The organism is Sodalis sp. RH16 (assembly GCF_047324245.1).
In the GTDB taxonomy this organism is placed as follows: domain Bacteria; phylum Pseudomonadota; class Gammaproteobacteria; order Enterobacterales; family Enterobacteriaceae; genus Acerihabitans; species Acerihabitans ligni.
Genome location: NZ_CP178737.1, coordinates 49,753 through 67,771 on the forward strand (window position 1 = coordinate 49,753; position 18,019 = coordinate 67,771).

The following is an 18,019-nucleotide window of genomic DNA, read 5'->3' on the forward strand; positions in this document are numbered from 1 at the left end:
GCATAGTGAGTTAACATAAAGAATGAGGGCCGGTGAACCAACCACACAGCTAAGGCCCGGCCCCATATTGAAAAGGGGAAAGTCATCAATTCCTATTGCCTAAGGTCCGGTGCCTGCCTCCTGTAAATCAGCCACATAAATTTCAGAGGCCACATAGCTGCCGTTCCCTTTGGCATCAACGCTAAACAGCCCGATGTCATGAAAAACAACCAAGCGATCAAAGGCGTTATTGAATTTCATCGCCATCTGCTTTGGCTTGGGATGGCGGGTGTCGGAGATGAGCAGCTCAGCCAACGGCAGGCTGATATGGCCCAGGGAGACCACCGCGCCTTGGTTTTCCTCATCATGGATGCGGAATATTTCGATATAACCGTCGGAAAACCCTAGGGCTACCAGTGCGTTCAGCGAAGAAAACGCCACGCTCGCCAGCCTTCCCATACCGAAGCTTTCCGTGGAACAAGGCCGGCTGCGTTGCAGTTTTATCTGCCGGTCGCCGAAGGTATCATCCAGTACAACTTCATGGGTCAATGTACTGTCATCACGCCGGGTATAGCCAAGAAAACGCTGGTCTGGGGAAACGAAGTCCGGCTGGTAGCCCTCAGGAGTGCCGCGGTGGGGATTATCCTCGCCCAAAAAAGACCATCCATCATCCCAGGGAGCAAACAGGTCGCCGGTGTCGGTTACCCACCACTCTTTGCCCGGGACGCACGATCCGTCCAGGCTTGCCTCTTTATAGGGAAAGAGATCCTGTGACGCGAGCGGTGAGCCCATAGACGGCATGCTGTAAAATAACGCCGCCTCCGTATGGGACGTGCGGATATGAATCAGTACTACAATACTGCCGTCCGGCGACGTAACAATTTCATCTATCTCCTGATCGGTATTATGGCGATACAGCGGGGTCTTAACCCCATCCGGCGTTTGCGCCCAAATCTGGCCCTCAAGATCGATCCAAAATATCGGCTGCTGTGTTTTCGATAAGGCGAATTTTGTGACTATCGTCCGTTGGCTGGCATGCTCCAGCGCCGGCAGCCAGCGGCGTAGACTGCCTTCGGGGTCAAGCGGCTTGACCGTCACCCCCTCGCGTTCCAGCAGCAAGGCATAGTCTTTCTTTTGCCACTTATGGCCATCGATGTATTCCTTGTCGCTGATAAAGAGCTGCATATCGGGTCGCCGGGCTATCAGTAATGGCGCGGGCAAACGCCAGACGCGGCTCTCGTCCTGCCGCCATTGCCGATGGCTCCAGGCGCTTCCTAATGGTTTATGGGAACGGCAGAGCCAGACAACTTTCTCCAAAGTGGTCCAGAGTGAAAGCGCCTGAAAATCATTTTTCCACTCAACCTTCAGGTGGCGATCCATGCTGAAAGCGCGCAGCGCCACGCTGGTGGCATGCAGCAATTCATACCGGCGTTGCACGTCAAGGCGCAGCAGCAGCGCCACCTGGCGTAAACGGGTGTACAGGTCGGACTCCGGCAGCGGCAAAGTATCAACGTCGCTATAATCCATCCCGCACAGTGTCGCCAGGGTAGGATAGATATGATTGGAATAAGTTCGTATCGCCAGCCGATCAAAGCGGGAACGGGGCTCTCGTATGCCATTATTTTTCGCGGGTAAATGGTCTTGGATATCGACAATATCAAAACTACCGGTAAATAACTCGTAACGGAGCGTCCAATACTTGTCGCCAGATTTATCCCCGTTCAGGGATAAGGTATGGTAAATCCCATTGAAATGGGCGATATGTAAAATACGATCGCCTATTTTCAGGAACATTTTATTACCGTAGCAAAATGCGCCGTTAAACAGCGGTGGCAACAGAAAATCAATATGAGGTTCTTGCGTGGCCTGCGGGTTGTCTTCAATTTTCTTTCGTAGTGATTCGCCGATATGGTGGGAGTTGGAAAGCTCTACCGGCGAGGCGAAAACAAAATCGCCGCCGTCTATCACATAGGCCACGCGAAACATCGGGGCGGCGGGTTCGCTGGGATGGCGCAACAAGAAGGTGCAGGCGTTTTTTTCGATTGAGAGATAATAATCCGCCTCGCCGATCTTGACGCTCAAATCCTTTTCGTTATGGATATTGGCGTAGTAGCTCAAAATACCGTCGTCATTCAAGGTGTAATTATGGAGCAACCGACGCCAGTCCTGAACCCGCGGCAATGTCAAATCCCGTTTGCGCCGATGCCGCAAAGGAGACAATTTCAGCCTGAAGGACCGGTCGTCAATTCCGGGCTCAATCATCGATACCCGCTCGCCCTTCACGTTTGTTTTCGCCAGCCAATCGTCGCTGTTATCCAGGGCTTCAGTGTTGCCGGTCTGATGATCAAGGACCCAGCGGCGGTGATTGACTTCAAATGCCGACCATTGCCGATCGCCGAACTCCAGCATATGAAGCGGGTATACCACCAACACTTGAATAGGCAGATTGCTGGAGAGCGACCAGTAATAGGGGTTGCTTTGCGATGATGGCGCGTACGCATTCTCATCCAGCCGCACGGCGGGATGGCGGTAGTCTGTCAGCAGGCAGCGCGGGTTATCGCCGCTGTACAGGCAAAAGTATTTTTTATAAATGCCGAACCGACTATGAATATCCAGTTGGGCAAACATTAAATGGCCGTCCGGCATGCGTTCCCCGGTTTCCACCGCTACCATGCTGCTGTTTTGTATTTGCAAAACCGAGTAATCGGTACCTTTTATTGTCAGGGTCAGGGGAGTATTGCCATACGCGTCATAGAGAATCGTCCCCTCCAGATCGAGACTTTCGGTAACGATCTTGGGTAATTCCCCTGACACTTTGATAAGCCTAGACTTTAACGCGCCGAGTCCAACTATCGTTTTGCCGAGCACCGCCAGATAAAGCCCCTTGCTCACGATGCTCAATGAGCGCAGGGCGGCAAAACCCGGGTCCAGGCTATTGAGCGCCTGTTTGCCCATGACATCCGCGAAGTGCCTCATTGAAGAGCTCGTACCGGCGATACCGCCGGCAATCTGTACTGAGGTAGGCACAACATTGCGGAAGATTTCCTGATTCGAGGCGCTGAACATCGGCCCTCCTAACGTTTGACCGGCCCCCACCATTCCTTCCCTGAACAGGCCCAGCCCGGCCTTGACACCGGTAAAGAATAGAGGTAGCCCCACCAGGGCCCCGTCCACCAAACACTCGGCAAAGGCTGCTTGATGCTGGTTATCGATAATGGAATTGATACAGCTGTAAAAGGGAATAACGTATCCGGCCACCGTGTCCAAAACCTTTGTCGGCACAGACTCGCCGCCGGTATAACCCCTGGTGTGGATTTGCAGCCGATAGGATTGATAATGGCGCTCGGCGAAGTGCTGCAGGAAAAGCGCCACCGTCTCGTTCGACCGCTTCATCAAGCCGGCGTTCAGCATCGAGGAGATGGAAAGCTTGAATTGAGAAATCATCGCCGGCGCCGGCCAATCCACCATAAAAGGTTTTAGGGCGCTGTAATCGTGATGCCCAAGTTTGAGTTCACGCAGAAGGTAACCCTGGGAAGTGGTCTGCAGCGTAAACAACCGTTCGGTATCACCCTGTTTGGCCTGGAAAAAAAGCGCATCCGGTTTGCCGAGGTGTTGGAAGACAACGCTGGAATAAAACATATCCTTCGGCCGGCGGATCAACTCCAGCTTGGGGATGACCCATTTGATCTCCGACCGCTGAAGAAAGCGCAAATCATCCGCCTGTAACGTCTCATCCCGGACGTCGCTGGGCATAAAGGCCACAGACAGCAGGGCGTTATCCAGATCCCGGATCGAACCGGCAAAGGCATCCACTTGCTGTTGATAAAACGTATCCAGACTGGGCACCCGCTCGCCGTTATCCAGACAGTAAAAACTGGACGGCGACAGCAGCAGTTGCTGGACGGATGTCTGCGCGCTCCGCTTGGTATGTCCCTTGGGGAGGCTCAGCGTCACCAACCGGGCATCCGCGCTGCCGCAGGATTGTTTAATCAATTCCGCCGCCGCCGCCTCCCTGCTGCGCCAGGCGGGCCGATGATAAGCGGCCTGATAGTGCGTAAAGCCGTCATACAGGTTACCGACGGTGAGATGACGGGCCTCCAGCTCGGCTTTTAACGCGTCAAAGGCAGCGTCAACGGTATCGGATGCCAGTATTTCCCCTAAACCCAGATCCGGCCGCGCGCGCAGAAAATACAGCAGCAGCCCCAGATACATAATCGGCTCCACGCCGGAGGCCAGCAGGCCCTGGCGATACATACCCACCAACCCGAGACCCAGTTCGATCAGAGAATAATAGGACATCGATTTGATCTTATCCGGATCCTCCTGAGTAATTGCTCGGGCGCCGAATTGCAATAGGGTCCAGGTCAGACTGCCGACCCACAGATTATCCAAATCAACACTCGTTCGGGTATCGTTATTACCGGCTTCCTGAACATCCGACTGGGCATACAGGCTATTGAGATAAAATATGGGGACTTCAAGGGCTTCGTAATTTTCCCTCCATAGCCGTTGATGAGTCTCATACCCCGCAGGATAGGGCCAGGATTGCACTATTCCGGCAAATTCCTGGTGGGTAATATGGCGCTGGGCGTCAAATAGCTTTACGACACGCAGAACGATGCTCTCCTCACCATAAATAAAACGGCACAAAGCCTGCGCAATCAGGCTCCGTTGTTGCAGGGGTGTAAGGTTCTCGCCCCGTCGCTCGCCGTAAAGATGACTGCCGTACAGGGTCAGGCGGGCAACATCCGGAATAATGTCCGGTAACCGATCGACGCTTTCAATCAGTTTGGCGCCCAACTGCTTGACATCGACATTTTCGGGATCCACTTTTGCCGCCGCTTTTTTATTTAAATAGATTCCGAGCATGTATTGCGGATCGGAACGGGCAAACCGGGATGAAGGCGCCGCTTCGCGCTTTACCTTTAAGGAAGAACCTTGTCTCCGCGTCACGGCATGATCATGGCGACGGTTCCCCGACGAAGAGGCATATTGGGATGCCTGCGGCTCTATAACGAGGTCTCCTGACATCTTTGGCGTTCGACCGGCGTAGATTCCCGCCAGATTATTATCGCCGGTGGGCAACGTTGCCTGCGTCTGCCCTTCCCTTTGCCAAGGCGACAACACCATCAGGGCGCAAATAAACCGTTCCGCTAAATTTTTAGGCTTTGCCGGCAATCCTCCTATAGCAGACATGGGGCTGCAATGAGTCACTTTCTCACTCTGCAGACTTTGCGCAAGGTAATAAAGATCGCGACCGGTTAAACGATCATTGTTCCGGACATTGCCATGGTTAATGGAATATGCCGCCGTGAAATACTGATTAAGATATTTTTTAGGGGTATCCCCCTGGAGACCCTGATAGACCGCTGGTGAATGGATTGACCGATCAATGTTATTCATCATATTGAGTACCTATCTTATTTCCAGGCATTGTATATTTTGATCGCAGCGTATAAAACGATGGCCAAATTAACCTTATTCAAGGAATGACTATAGTGGCAGAAATATTAATTAAAATAGATTTATCCAGGTTTTTTCTTTGTTAAAGATATCAATAATACAATATAAATACATTCTTATATAGAATTACATATCGTGTTTTGCAGAATAAACTGAATTGCTATAAAATATATCATCTCTGACTGATTATAGAATTCAAAGACATTTATTGTTAAAGAGATATTTCCAAGAAAAATCTCGAAAAGCGATTTTTTACGTGCTTTTGAACTTCAATATTACATATCCATGGCGATAATTTATTACCCCCGAAATATAACAAACCCGTCGGCAAAATTATTACATTGGCGAAAGGCTGTTTCACCGGCCGGCTCACAATAAACGTCTCGGCGGCTATCGCAACGTTGATTCTTACGCATCCCTTCAGGCTTGGTTTACCGCCACAGTCAAGGGGTTTGTACAGCGGTATGGGAAAATTCGGTCTTGAATAACTCTTTCAGTTATTTTGAACATATCAGCCAAAAAATTTTTCTGGACTATTTTATTAATGCTCGTTAATATTAGTTCATCGAAAGCAAAAAGCTTTCACCCTTACAACGAGAACACAGGATACCATCATGAAAAAGACAATCGCAGCACTCGCACTCATCGCCGCCATGGTCGCACCGGCAGTCTCCATGGCCGCCCAGAACGATTATCAGGATTATGCCCATACCTACCCGGTAAGCCAGGGCAATGCCCATCATGTTAACACCGCTGAATAACAGCCCAGCTAACTGATACAAAAATTTTCATCATATCGCCCCTCCCTGGAGCATCGCTACTGGGGAGGGGCTTTTATTTGCAGGTAAGCAGTAATTCACGCTCAATAAAGACTGACCTCCATTCTTTTTTCACTTGAATACCCCTCGCTCAACAGTTGGTACTTCGCCAGCGCTTCACGGCTGTTTTTTGCCAGAACGTGCAAATGTGAAATGGCGAAACTCTGGCATAATGCCGCACGTATAATTTCTCCGGCGTCCGGATCGTCCAAAGACTGCGGGGTTACCACTTCCCCTTTCAGTAAAAAGATAAAGCGTTGTTTTGACATCATGATCTCCTGAGTAAACCCCGGTAGTAACCAGTGCGGGACGTGATGGTTATCACATGTGCGCGCCCTGAGGCCCATAAAGAGTAGATAGCAAAAAGCGATTTAAATATAATCACTTATTCTCTTCTTTCGATAACCAATTGGAATGGATACTCTGCTCTTGCGTGCCTTTGTCCTGTTGGCGGAGACACAAAACTATCGTGAGGCGTCGCAACGGCTTTTCATTACCCAGCCTGCGCTGTCAAAAAAGATCAAACTGCTGGAAAACGAGCTGGGCCTGACCCTGTTTGTCCGGGGAAGACACGGCGCTCAACTGACCCATGCTGGAGTGCTGCTGCTGGAGAAAGCGCGTGAACTGGTGGAGCAAGGGGAAGCGTTGCGGCATTATGCTCTCGATATTGCGAAAGGGACCAAGGGAAATCTGGCCATCGGTTTTGGCATTTCCGGCATTAAAATCGCGCCGGACTGGGTGGCGCGCTTTCGCCGGGCTTATCCGGATGTCATCGTCAGCCTGGAGGATATTTCTTCCACCCAACAGACCGCCCAACTGTTATCCGGCCAGCTGCAATTGGCTTTTATGCGCATGCCGGTGGAACCGCCGCTTACCGGACTTAAACTTATTTCCGAATCACTGGTGCTGGCGGTGAAGAAAAAAACGGTACCGGCAACCACCGACCTCCAGGACTATCAGCTCATTGCTTCGCAGCCCTTTATCCAACTGTCTGCGGAAAAAGGACCGGGCCTGTTCCGGCAAATAGAACTGTTTCTGGAATTTAACCACATCGTTCCAAATATCGTGCAGCGGACGCGGGACCTGCAAACCATGCTGGCCTTGGTGGTCGCCGGTGTAGGCGTAGCCGTCGTGCCGGAAAGTACGGTTTATATTGCCCCCGAAGGCATAGATATGATCCCGCTGCGGGGCCCTTATGCCCATTGGGACGTGGGAATGTTTTGGAACCCCGCCCTGGCGGATCCGCTGCGGGATCTCTTTATCGCCATGGTGCAGAGTGCCAATGAAGGCGACCCGGCGGCATGACGGCTGTGTTTACCTTCGCCCTTGATAAACACTTCAACGAGATTAATTTATCTCAAACCCTGGTTAGGCTTCGATGGTGAAAATTCTGTGATCAATTTCACAGAATTCAACGTCTTTAACATAGTATGGTAGTATGGAGAGTAAATGAGGATCATTATCAGATAACATCTCGTTAAGGAAATTTTGAGGCCATGCTGAGAATTAGATCATATCCATAGTATTTATAATAAGGTCAAGAGTATGGCGCATATAATGCCTTTATTGTGGGTTTTAGTCGGGATAGCGTTGTTGGTAATATTGATTGTTAAAGTCAAAATGCACACTATTTTGGCGTTAATGGTCTCGGCAATTTTTCTTGCATTTGCCGAAGGAATGCCCATCGATAAAATAGTCGCCACGATACAAATGGGGCTAAGCAGTATTTTAGGCACGCTAACCCTGATTGTTATTTTTGGCGCCGTGATCGGTAAATTAATGACGGAATCCGGTGCATCGCAGCAGATTTCCGATACTATTATCAACCTGCTGGGCGTGCGCTATCTGCAATATGCATTGTTGATCATCGGTACTATTTTCGGCATGGCCATGTTTTATGAGGTGGCGTTTTTGATTACCGCGCCGCTGGTGATAAGCATAGCGAAAAAAGCCAATATTCCCTATATGAGATTAATTGTGCCTTTGGTGGCCGGCGCAACCATGGGGCACAGTATTTTTCCGCCGCAGCCGGGACCGATGGCGTTAACCACCGCGTTTCATGCCAATATCTCGCTGGTCTATATCTTTGGCCTGATAGTTATCATTCCCTCCATAATCTGTTCCGGCATCATATTGACAAAATTCATTCCGGGCATCGATAAAATGCCGCTGGGTGACATTATGGCGCCCCCCGAGTTCAAACCCGCCAACGAGCTGCCGGGGTTCGGCATCAGTTTATTGGTGCCGTTGCTGCCTGCCATCTTGATGATTTTCTCGTCAATCATCCGGCTGATAGTGGATAAAGACAGCGAGCTGTTCAAGGTGGCGGCCTTTCTCGGCAGCGCCGAAATCAGCATGCTGATTGCCGTGCTGGTAGGCATTTTCGCACTGGGCGTTTTAAGGGGAAAAAGCGGCCAGCAGATTACGGACACCTTAAGCGTCGCCATCTCCGGCGTATCAAACGTGTTATTGGTTATTGCCGCCGGCGGCATCATGAAAGAGGTGATTATCAACACCGGCGTCGGCAACGCCATTGTCAGCATGGTGGGGAATATTCCGGTTTCGCCGCTGATTCTGGCATGGCTCATTACCGTCATAATCCGTATCCTGACCGGGCAAGGCGCCGTAGCCGCCATCACCGCCGCGGGCATTGTGGCGCCCATGATTGATGCTTTCCACGTCAATCCGGTCTTGATGGTACTGGTGTGCGCGGTGGGCAGCAATACCATGACATTGATGTATGACGGCGGGTTTCTTTTATTTCAGCAGTCATTCAAGATTTCCATGAAAGACACCTTTAAAACCTGGGGATTATTGGAGCTGGTAAATTCTCTGGTGGGGCTGGCGGTGGTGATGCTGCTGAGCCTGTTTGTCCACTGAACACCAGCGGACCTAGCAGACCTTCGGCCACGACAAAGTCTCCCGGTTTATGACGTCGGTTATCATAGCCACATACGATGGCGGGACGTGTCCCGCCCTAGCATGGTGCGGTAATAGCTTACCCGTCCCTGGGAGGGCTTTGCTGGAAGGCGTCCACAAGAAAATTGATCTTGGCGCGGGTCTTGGCCGGGGACGCATTGCGGGTTGAGTCTCAATACCCCTGGCATCGGCCCGCTGCGAAGCCAGCAGATTTTCAACGTCACCCAGCGCCGGCAACAGCCGGTTTACCATCTGTAGTTACTGCTGCCACGCCTCGGTCAGACTTGGCTTACGCGTACTCCGCTGGAATAACCCTGCCCCTAGGGGCGTCTCCAGCGCATCAAGATGCTTGGTGGCCATGGCCGGCACTCCTGCTGCGAGCGCCATTATCCTGATGGAATGCACCCCAATCCGGCCAGGGTCTCCTCCACCGCCTGATCAAGCGGGGTATGGGGCTCGCTGCCCAGCAGCGCCGTCAGACGTCGGTTGTCCAACCTGACCGGGCGGCGCCATAAATAGCGCATCTCCAGCAATTCCCGCAGGGTGGGCGCCAGGGGGGAAGCCAGCCGCACCAGCCACCAGGGGAAGGTACGCAGCGCCGGTTGTCCTCCGTGGCGCGCCACAACGCGGCTTATGGCCGATGCCATTTGCGTGCCGTCGGCATCCCAATGGCCGCCCATATGAAACGTGGCAAAGGGCGCGAGGGAGTTCCCGCGGTCCAGCAGCGCCGCTATGGTGTTCGCCATGTCCGGCAGAAAGCACCATTGATGGCCGACACCGCGGTCGCCGGGTTGGTTGATACGCTTCACGGCCCGTCCCGGTGCGATCAAGCCCTGCGAGAACCAGTTATTGGCGGCCCGCGGCCCGAAGAAGTCCCCTGCCCGTACCACTATCGCCCGGGCGCCCTGCCCGGTGGCCGCATACAAGCGCCGTTCCAGTTCGACGCGGATGCCGCCCTTGCGGGTCAGCGGGTGCTGCGGGGCATCTTCATCCAGTAGCGGAAAGGCATCCGGGCCATAGTTGTAAACCGTGCCCGGCAGCACGATGGTGGCGCGCCCAGCGATGGCGGCGGCAATGGTATTATCGATCATCGGCAGGACCAGTTCCCCCCATCGGCGATAGCCGGGGGGATTAACGCCGTGCACAATGACGCCGCACCCTTGGGCCGCCCGCCGTACGTCATCGCTATTCATGGCATCGCCGCGCAGCCAGGTGATGCCGTCGTGCCCTGCCCCGGTATCCGGCGGCCGGCGATGCAGCGCCACAACCCGCCAACCGTTGTCGCGAAGCCTGCGGGCCGTTTCTCCGCCGATACCGCCGGTGGCGCCCAGCACCAGGACCTGTTTTCTCGAATTGTCCGTTCTCGTCATTTTTCATCTCAGTCTATTGGCCAATGGAAAGAGTCTGCCGCCGCCGGTAGTAAAATGAAATTGTTGATGATAGCGTATCGGCTATACATTTATGTATGGTGACAGGAGCGAAGAGGTATGTCTGACGCTATCGGATGGGAGCTTTACCGTACCTTTCTCGCCGTGCTGACCGAGGGGTCGCTTTCCGGCGCGGCGCGCGCCCTCGGCATTACCCAGCCTACGGCGGGTCGCCATATCACGGCCCTGGAAGCATCGTTCCGCCAGCCGCTGTTCATTCGATCGCAGACGGGACTGATGCCCACGGAAGCCGCGCTGTCCCTGCGCAGATATGCGCAGGACATGCGGGATACCGCGGCGGCCCTGGCGCGCGCGGCCACCAGCCGGGGCCGGGAGGTGACGGGTACGGTGCGCGTCTCCGCCAGCGAAGTCATCGGAGTAGAAGTGCTGCCGCCGATGCTGGCGCGGCTGGGGCAATCGCATCCGCAGCTCAGGATTGAACTGGTGCCCACCAACCAGGTGCAGGACCTGCTGCAGCGTGAAGCCGATATCGCGGTGCGCATGACGCCGCCAAAGCAGGAGTCGCTTATCGCCCGGCGAGTGGGGGAGGTGGAACTGGGATTGTACGCCCATGCCGGCTACCTGCGGCGGCGGGGCATACCGTCGGCGCCGGCGGATTTGATGGGGCATGCGCTGATAGGGTTTGACACGCAAACGCCCTTTTTGCGGGCCGCCGGCAAATCGCTGCCGGAGTGGACACGCGAAGGGTTTACCTATCGCACCGACAGCGATGTGGCGCAGCTGGCGCTAATCCGCGCCGGCTGCGGTATCGGCTGGTATCAGTCGGCGCTGGCCGGACGGTCCCCGGAGCTGGTGCGCGTGCTGCCCGCCCAGTGCCAGTTCAGGCTGGAAACCTGGGTTACCATGCATGAAAACTTGCGCAACAGCCCGCGCTGTAAAGCTGTTTTTGATGCGCTGGCGCTATGTCTTCAGCAGCATACGGCGGCGTAGAAAACAAGACCGGGGGCACCGCCGCCATGGATCCGGGTGCCGGTTTATTTGCCCAGCGTGGCAAACATGGCCACCACCGCTATGGCCATGACCGCCGTGCATATCCAGCCCAATACGCTAAGCCGGGTGGAGATGACAAATTTACCCATGATATCCTGACGCGCCGCCATCAGCATCATTACCACCATGATAGGCACGGAAATAACGCCATTGATTACCGCGCTCCAATACAGCGCCTTGATGGGATCAATGGGCATGAAACAGATTCCGATGCCAATCAGGGTCGACACGGCGATAATGGTGTAGAACTCTTTGGCATACTTGAATTTCAATTCCAGGCTGTTTGGCAATTTAAAGGCCCCGGCGGCGGCATACGCGCCCGAGCCGGCCAAAACCGGAATCGCTAGCATGCCGGTGCCAATGATGCCGGCGCTGAACAGCCAGAAGGCAAAATCACCGGCGACGGGGCGTAACGCGGTCGCCGCCTGCGCCGAGGTATGGATTTCAGTCACCCCGTGCATATGCAGCGTCACCGCGGTGGTTAAAATAATGGCGAAGGCCACGACATTGGAAACCGCCATGCCGATGAAGGTATCGATTTTAATCCGGCGGAAATTGGTTGTCGCCTGCTCGGGGGCATGTTTAATCGCCTCCGCCTCGTCATCGGCATGCTGCTCTTCCACCTCTTGCGAGGCCTGCCAGAAGAATAGATAGGGGCTGATGGTGGTACCGAAAATGGCGACTACTGTCGTAACATAGGCCGGCTTCCAGGATAAATGCGGCCAAAACGTATTTATCAAGACCTGTGTCCAGGGTATATGAATAATAAAAATGGTTGCCACGTAAGCAAGCAATGCCAGGGTTAGCCATTTCAATATTCGCACATAGCGTTTATAAGGAATAAAGATCTGCAGAAGTAATGATATTAAGCCAAACCCCACCACATACCAGCGGACGGGACCTTTTACCAATAAATTCAGCGCCCCCGCCATAGCGGCGATATCAGCGCCGATATTGATGGTATTGGCAATCAGCAGCAAACCCACGATGGTATAGAGCAGCCATTTGGGATAGTGTCTGCGAATATTGGTGGCGAGTCCATGACCGCTGACACGGCCTATTTTGGCGCTGATAATCTGGATACCCACCATTAGGGGATAAGTGAGCATCAGCGTCCATAGCATGCTGTAGCCAAATTGCGCGCCGGCCTGGGAATACGTCGCGATGCCGCTGGGGTCGTCATCGGCGGCGCCGGTAATCAAACCCGGCCCGAGTTTTTTCAACCAAGATTTCGACGGTTCGTTTTTATTATCTTCGGGTTTAACTTCCACCCCTTCCAAGCCCGTGGTATTTGACATATGACTCCAGAGCAGACCTAGGTATGTCCGCCCGTTTACTATTGCTCTCTTTTTAAACTTCTGCCTGGAAGGCTTTGCCGCTAATAGCAAAAAATCCATTTTGACTTTAGTTCACGGCTAATGAATATGCCACTGACAGCCCGGCTCATTTTGATATCAATGTGCTCTGGAGAATCGTATAAAAAAAAAGCTTATACAGCTCTGATGATTTTTTTTAATTTTTAAAATCAATAGCAATCCTATAAAAGGCAATGGCCATTAACCGATTCGGCGACAAATGAAACAGTCCCCTTCGCAAGGAGGACGAAGGGTGGCATAGAGATTGTCCTACGAGGGACCCAATGATTTAAAACGAATTTTCCCAAGAGCAATGACCAATAATTTTTTTTAGGGACTGACATAAAAAAAATATGACGTTTATCTCAAAATCACTGTTTAAGGAATAAAGGATATTTTAGATCACCAGGACAATTATTAAGCGCAATGTTCAATTTTGCTGGCCTATACTCCTGACCATAGCGGCGGAAAGCTCGACGGATTTGTCACAGGCATTGCCCCAACTCTCCCAGCCCGGTACCCGGTTTCGGGCAAAGAGTTCAATACGCGGGACGTCGCCCACCAGTTCCACCAGTAAGCGACGAAACAAATCGGGCTTGGCGCTGTGTTCGCCGCGCGGCGCCGTCTGGTGCTGGCAGATGCCGGCGCTTGCCCGCACGGGCAATCTGCCCCGCACGGCAAACATGCAGTCTTCGGAATTAGCGCGCGTCAAATGGCCCATGCCGATTGCGGAATTCCCTTTGCACGGGTTTGTTTTATGCCAGGTGAAGCCTTTCATCGTCATAAAGCGGAACCCCCAGGCCTCCACAACCTTCAATGCCTCAAGGGGCATAGAGGGTACGTGCCACATCGCCAACAGACAGGATGCGGGATCGGCTAAATCCCAGACCGGCAACCGGCAGATATCGGTAACGGTCATGACGGGATACTTGAATTGAACGCCCCGCTCGCCGTCCTTGGATTTATCGCGATATTGCCAGGGCGGGTCGGCGTAAATAAGCTTAAATTTCACGCCGCACCCCAGCTTTATAAAATAAGAAAAAACCGCTCATGAGCTCAATCCTGACATTCGATGAAGGAAATTGCATAAGCCAGGGAGGGGAAGAGAAAAACATGAGCGATGGTAACGATCGAAAAATTTTTCTTTTCCGCCAATGGCCTTCAAACCTTAGGAAGGCGGTCAATATATGTCAAATAAACAACCGGGCCAATGCCTTCACTGCAGAAAAATTAATCATTGCTAAAGAGGCTTGCCCGGCAGCAGCTATTCCTTAGCGATATGCACGCGCAGCCCCTCCTCTCCCGGCGCGAGATCGGGGCGCAGCGTCAGTGCCGGAATATCGTAGGCACCCGTATTCTGCGGACGGAAGGGGATAGGCGCAGCGGTCCACAGCGTATCAAGGCGTTGCCCCAAGGCGTCGCGGATATGGCCATATCGTTTTTCATCGGTGCGGCCGGTACGGTAGATAACGAATGGCGGCACGACATCGAAACCGGGGTAATACAATATCCCATGCTGAATAGGGAATAAAATATCCTCAATGGGGCCGTTAATGCCGCGGGGGCCGTAATGGGACTCCCACCCGCCTGTGGTGACCAGCAGCATCGCCCGCTTTCCCGCCATCGCACCTTCGCCGTAGCGATCGCCCCAATGGTTGTCGGAGTGTTCACCCACCCCGTAAGCGAAGCCATAGGCATAAACGCGCTCCACCCAACCCTTGAGAATGGCCGGCATGGAGAACCACCACAGGGGGAACTGCAGGATAACCGCATCCGCCCACCTGAGTTTTTCCTGCTCAAGGGCGATATCATGGCGCTGGGTACCCGTTTCATAAGCCTCTTTGGACGCCAGGGAGGCGTCAAAGCGCGCATCGGCCGGCCACGCCGTACTGTCTTGCGCGTCGAGGGAGGCCTTCCATTTCATGGCGTACAGGTCAGATACCTGTACATGAAGGCCGGCATCCTCAAGATGCCTGACCGAAAAATCCTTCAGGGAACCATTTAAGGACCGGGGTTCCGGATGGGCATAGACAATCAGGACATTCATGACTGAACCTCTTTAGTTGAAATAAGGCGTAGTTGGAATAAGGGCAGCATAGGAGCTTGTCAGGTATAGTGGAAATGAATTTCCAATATTACAGGTATTAACAATATGAATAGCCTGCGCCGCCTTGACCTTAATCTGCTGATCACGCTGGACGTACTGCTGGCGGAACACAACGTCACCCGTGCGGCGGAGCGCCTGAATTTTTCCCAACCGTCGGTAAGCGTACATCTGGCCAAACTCAGAGAAATTTTCGGCGATCCGCTGTTATTGCCCGGACCACGGGGGATGCGGCCCACCGCCAGGGCCGATGCTCTGCGCGAGCCTTTGCGGCAGGCGCTGGAGGCTCTTGAATCCGCGGTATCCCCCGCCAGCCCCTTTGATCCCGCCGCGTCGCAACATACCTGGCGCGTCGCCGCGTCCGATTATGGCGAATCCACTATTCTGCTGCCGGCGCTGGCGGGATTGCGCAGCGCCGCGCCCGGCGCCCGGCTGGCCTTTATTGAATCCGTTCCGTCCGGCCTTGCCAGACAGGCGGAACAAGGTGAAATCGATCTGGCCCTTCATACCAGCGAAGGGGCGCCTTCCGGCCTGCATCGCCGGGCGCTGTTTACCGAGCGCTATGTCCTGGCCGGCCGGGCCGGTCATCCCCGCTTGAAAAAACCGCCGACCCTGGCGCAGTTCTGCGAGCTCGATCATGTGATGGTGTCGCCGGACGGCGGCGGGTTTTACGGCGTAACGGATACCGCCCTCGCCCAATTGGGCCTGACGCGCCGGGTGGTGCTTTCCGTTCCCCATTTCCTGTTGCTCAGATCGGTGCTGGCCGCCACCGACCTGGTGGCAATAATGCCCTTGCGGCTGGTGGACGGCCTGCCGGCGCTGCAAGTCGTCGAACCGCCCGTTGCCGTGCCGGGCTTCGAAATGTCCATGCTCTGGCATGAACGGGTTCATCGCGATCCCGCCCATCAATGGCTGCGGGACTATATCGCGGCTTCCTGTGATTCCCCGATGGCGGGGCAATGATTTAAGCGCGCAGCGGCGCCGGGTCACGTCGTCCCGTGCCGCCGGCGCGCTGCTTTTCCTCTGTGACAAATTCTGTGATCCCACGCGGCAAAAACAATAAAAACGTTTTTATTAAAAACGTTTTTATGCAATGCTCAAACTACGTTACGGATAAGTTGCCACCTTGTTAACATCAACCTAACACGAGGTGACGGCTACGAAATGAGCGATGATCAGGAGTTATTCATGAACCTTGAACGGCCGCAACCTCTCAGCGATGCACAGCGCAGGACGGGAGCGCATATTTTTGCCGCCGCGCTGCGGCGCCATGGTGTCGACGTCATCTTCGGACAAAGCATTCCAGCCGCGTTATTTCTCGCCATCCCCCATTACGGTATCCGCCAGATAGGCTATCGCGCTGAAAACGCCGGCGCCTATATGGCGGATGCCTATGCCCGATTGTCCCATAAGGTGGCCGTGGTCACCGCGCAAAACGGGCCGGCCGCCACGCTGCTGGTGGCGGGTTTGGCTGAGTGCTACAAAGCCTCGGTGCCGGTGGTTGCCGTGGTCCAGGACGTTCACCGCAAAATGGCCGATAAAAACGCCTTCCAGGAGCTCGATCACCTGGATCTGTTCAAGGGGGTCGCCAAATGGACGCGCCGGGTCACGGAAATAGAGCGGCTGGATGACTATATCGATATGGCCTTTACCGCCGCGGCGTCCGGCCGTCCCGGCCCGGCGGTCATCGTCGTGCCCATTGACCTGTTCAACGACGCCGCGCAGGACATCCAGCGCGCTCACGCCTCTTCCCTCGGACATTATCCGCTGGATCGCACGGTAGCGGATCCGGCGGCCGTTGAAGAGGCCGCCAGCCTGCTGGCTTCGGCACGTGCCCCGCTCATTATTGCCGGCGGCGGCGTGCATATTTCCGACGCCGCGGGGGAACTGGCGGCGCTGCAAGAGACAGCCAGCCTGCCGGTGGCCACCACGGCCATGGGCAAGGGCGCGGTGGATGAAGGCCATGAACTGTCGTTGGGCGTGGTGGGATATTTTATGGGGACGCGCGGCCGTACCCGCCATTTGCGCGAAATGGTCGCCCAGGCAGACGTGATCTTGCTGGTGGGCAACCGCACCAACCAGAACGGCACCGACAGCTGGAACCTCTATCCCCGCGACGCCCGCTATATTCATTTGGATATCGACAGCGCCGAAGTGGGACGAAACTATGACGCTCTGCGCCTGGTGGGGGATGCCAGGCTCACCCTGGCGGCGCTGTCGGCGGCGCTGGCACGCCGCGATCTCGGTACGCGGCGAAGCGCGCGGGCCTCCGTGGCGGCGAAGATTGCCGCCGGCCATGAAAGCTGGCTGGCTGAGGTCAACAACACCCTTGATTTAGACGCCCGTCCCATCCGGCCCGAACGGGTGATGCGGGAGGTGGACAGCCTCCTTACTCCGGAAACGGTGGTGGTTTCCGACGCCAGCTATTCATCAATCTGGGTGGCGAATTTCCTTAAGGCGCGCGCTGCCGGCGCCCGCTTCATCACCCCTCGCGGCCTTGCCGGCCTGGGGTGGGGATTTCCTTATGCCATCGGCGCGAAAGTCGCCCGGCCGGATGCGCCGGTGTTCGCCCTGGTGGGGGACGGAGGCTTCGCGCACGTCTGGTCGGAGCTTGAAACCGCGCACCGCATGGGCGTCCATGTGGTCCTGGTGGTGCTCAATAATCAAATACTCGGTTACGAAAAACACGCCGAGAAAGCCTTGTTTGGCGATTATTCCGACGCCTGCGATTTCAGTCCCGTGGACCATGCGGCTATCGCCAGGGCCTGCGGTTGCGAAGGGGTTCGGGTTGAAAATCCGCCGGATCTGCTGCCCGCCCTGAAAGAGGCCTTCGGTAGAGGCAACACCACCGTCATTGATGTCATCACCGAACAGCGCGCCTATCCCCCGGTGACGGCATTCGAAGGCCAGGACAACCTCGATTACTGACAAGGGAGACGGACG

13 protein-coding genes are annotated in these 18,019 nt (G+C 54.6%); 7 read left to right on the forward strand and 6 right to left on the reverse strand.

Annotated elements, in window-relative coordinates; all coding sequences use genetic code 11:
* Nucleotides 1-99: 99 nt before the first annotated feature.
* The gene (locus ACL2XJ_RS00260) at nucleotides 100-5,385 is read right to left on the reverse strand and encodes a hypothetical protein (protein ID WP_413725285.1); all 5,286 of its coding nucleotides are present in this window, start codon (nucleotides 5,383-5,385) and stop codon (nucleotides 100-102) included.
* 671 nt (nucleotides 5,386-6,056) lie between these two features.
* Here ACL2XJ_RS00260 and ACL2XJ_RS00265 point away from each other — a divergent pair.
* Complete coding sequence (locus ACL2XJ_RS00265) at nucleotides 6,057-6,203, forward strand: hypothetical protein (protein WP_165934248.1); 147 nt, start codon at nucleotides 6,057-6,059, stop codon at nucleotides 6,201-6,203.
* Between the two features lie 101 nt (nucleotides 6,204-6,304).
* Here ACL2XJ_RS00265 and ACL2XJ_RS00270 read toward each other — a convergent pair whose 3' ends face one another.
* Nucleotides 6,305-6,532 (reverse strand): hypothetical protein, encoded by a 228-nt coding sequence (locus ACL2XJ_RS00270; protein ID WP_413725286.1) that lies wholly within the window; start codon nucleotides 6,530-6,532, stop codon nucleotides 6,305-6,307.
* A 142-nt stretch (nucleotides 6,533-6,674) separates the two neighbouring features.
* Between ACL2XJ_RS00270 and ACL2XJ_RS00275 the strand changes: the two genes are divergently transcribed.
* Nucleotides 6,675-7,565, forward strand: coding sequence for a LysR family transcriptional regulator (locus ACL2XJ_RS00275; RefSeq protein ID WP_132926499.1), 891 nt, complete (start codon nucleotides 6,675-6,677; stop codon nucleotides 7,563-7,565).
* Between the two features lie 240 nt (nucleotides 7,566-7,805).
* A complete protein-coding gene (locus ACL2XJ_RS00280) occupies nucleotides 7,806-9,140 on the forward strand; it encodes a gluconate:H+ symporter (RefSeq protein ID WP_132926498.1) in 1,335 nt (444 codons plus the stop codon).
* A gap of 425 nt (nucleotides 9,141-9,565) precedes the next feature.
* Here ACL2XJ_RS00280 and ACL2XJ_RS00285 read toward each other — a convergent pair whose 3' ends face one another.
* Nucleotides 9,566-10,549, reverse strand: coding sequence for an NAD-dependent epimerase/dehydratase family protein (locus tag ACL2XJ_RS00285; RefSeq protein ID WP_413725287.1), 984 nt, complete (start codon nucleotides 10,547-10,549; stop codon nucleotides 9,566-9,568).
* Between the two features lie 117 nt (nucleotides 10,550-10,666).
* Here ACL2XJ_RS00285 and ACL2XJ_RS00290 point away from each other — a divergent pair, with 117 nt between their 5' ends.
* Nucleotides 10,667-11,557: a LysR family transcriptional regulator gene (locus ACL2XJ_RS00290; protein ID WP_413725288.1), complete on the forward strand. Its 891-nt coding sequence runs from the start codon at nucleotides 10,667-10,669 to the stop codon at nucleotides 11,555-11,557.
* Between the two features lie 44 nt (nucleotides 11,558-11,601).
* Here ACL2XJ_RS00290 and ACL2XJ_RS00295 read toward each other — a convergent pair whose 3' ends face one another.
* The gene (locus ACL2XJ_RS00295; protein ID WP_413725289.1) at nucleotides 11,602-12,915 is read right to left on the reverse strand and encodes an NRAMP family divalent metal transporter; all 1,314 of its coding nucleotides are present in this window, start codon (nucleotides 12,913-12,915) and stop codon (nucleotides 11,602-11,604) included.
* Between the two features lie 487 nt (nucleotides 12,916-13,402).
* Complete coding sequence (locus ACL2XJ_RS00300) at nucleotides 13,403-13,984, reverse strand: MT-A70 family methyltransferase (RefSeq protein ID WP_413725290.1); 582 nt, start codon at nucleotides 13,982-13,984, stop codon at nucleotides 13,403-13,405.
* A gap of 38 nt (nucleotides 13,985-14,022) precedes the next feature.
* On the opposite strand from ACL2XJ_RS00300, the gene ACL2XJ_RS00305 reads away from it, so the two are divergent.
* Nucleotides 14,023-14,247, forward strand: a complete 225-nt coding sequence (locus tag ACL2XJ_RS00305; RefSeq protein WP_413725291.1) for a hypothetical protein — start codon at nucleotides 14,023-14,025, stop codon at nucleotides 14,245-14,247.
* Here the strand turns inward: ACL2XJ_RS00305 and ACL2XJ_RS00310 are convergent.
* Complete coding sequence (locus tag ACL2XJ_RS00310) at nucleotides 14,237-15,019, reverse strand: NAD(P)H-dependent oxidoreductase (RefSeq protein ID WP_413725292.1); 783 nt, start codon at nucleotides 15,017-15,019, stop codon at nucleotides 14,237-14,239. The genes ACL2XJ_RS00305 and ACL2XJ_RS00310 overlap by 11 nt on opposite strands.
* Nucleotides 15,020-15,124: 105 nt before the next feature.
* Between ACL2XJ_RS00310 and ACL2XJ_RS00315 the strand changes: the two genes are divergently transcribed.
* Complete coding sequence (locus tag ACL2XJ_RS00315; RefSeq protein WP_413725293.1) at nucleotides 15,125-16,039, forward strand: LysR family transcriptional regulator; 915 nt, start codon at nucleotides 15,125-15,127, stop codon at nucleotides 16,037-16,039.
* A gap of 225 nt (nucleotides 16,040-16,264) precedes the next feature.
* Nucleotides 16,265-18,004, forward strand: a complete 1,740-nt coding sequence (locus ACL2XJ_RS00320) for an acetolactate synthase catalytic subunit (RefSeq protein ID WP_413725294.1) — start codon at nucleotides 16,265-16,267, stop codon at nucleotides 18,002-18,004.
* Nucleotides 18,005-18,019 lie beyond the last annotated feature (15 nt).

Bases quoted from the DNA above. Each gene is read 5' to 3' on its own strand.
- ACL2XJ_RS00275 (WP_132926499.1), top strand. From the start codon at position 6,675: ATGGATACTCTGCTCTTGCGTGCCTTTGTCCTGTTGGCGGAGACACAA.
- ACL2XJ_RS00310 (WP_413725292.1), bottom strand. From the start codon at position 15,019: ATGAATGTCCTGATTGTCTATGCCCATCCGGAACCCCGGTCCTTAAAT.
- ACL2XJ_RS00320 (WP_413725294.1), top strand. From the start codon at position 16,265: ATGAACCTTGAACGGCCGCAACCTCTCAGCGATGCACAGCGCAGGACG.
- ACL2XJ_RS00305 (WP_413725291.1), top strand. From the start codon at position 14,023: ATGAGCTCAATCCTGACATTCGATGAAGGAAATTGCATAAGCCAGGGA.
- ACL2XJ_RS00280 (WP_132926498.1), top strand. From the start codon at position 7,806: ATGGCGCATATAATGCCTTTATTGTGGGTTTTAGTCGGGATAGCGTTG.
- ACL2XJ_RS00290 (WP_413725288.1), top strand. From the start codon at position 10,667: ATGTCTGACGCTATCGGATGGGAGCTTTACCGTACCTTTCTCGCCGTG.
- ACL2XJ_RS00285 (WP_413725287.1), bottom strand. From the start codon at position 10,549: ATGACGAGAACGGACAATTCGAGAAAACAGGTCCTGGTGCTGGGCGCC.
- ACL2XJ_RS00270 (WP_413725286.1), bottom strand. From the start codon at position 6,532: ATGATGTCAAAACAACGCTTTATCTTTTTACTGAAAGGGGAAGTGGTA.
- ACL2XJ_RS00315 (WP_413725293.1), top strand. From the start codon at position 15,125: ATGAATAGCCTGCGCCGCCTTGACCTTAATCTGCTGATCACGCTGGAC.
- ACL2XJ_RS00295 (WP_413725289.1), bottom strand. From the start codon at position 12,915: ATGTCAAATACCACGGGCTTGGAAGGGGTGGAAGTTAAACCCGAAGAT.
- ACL2XJ_RS00260 (WP_413725285.1), bottom strand. From the start codon at position 5,385: ATGATGAATAACATTGATCGGTCAATCCATTCACCAGCGGTCTATCAG.
- ACL2XJ_RS00265 (WP_165934248.1), top strand. From the start codon at position 6,057: ATGAAAAAGACAATCGCAGCACTCGCACTCATCGCCGCCATGGTCGCA.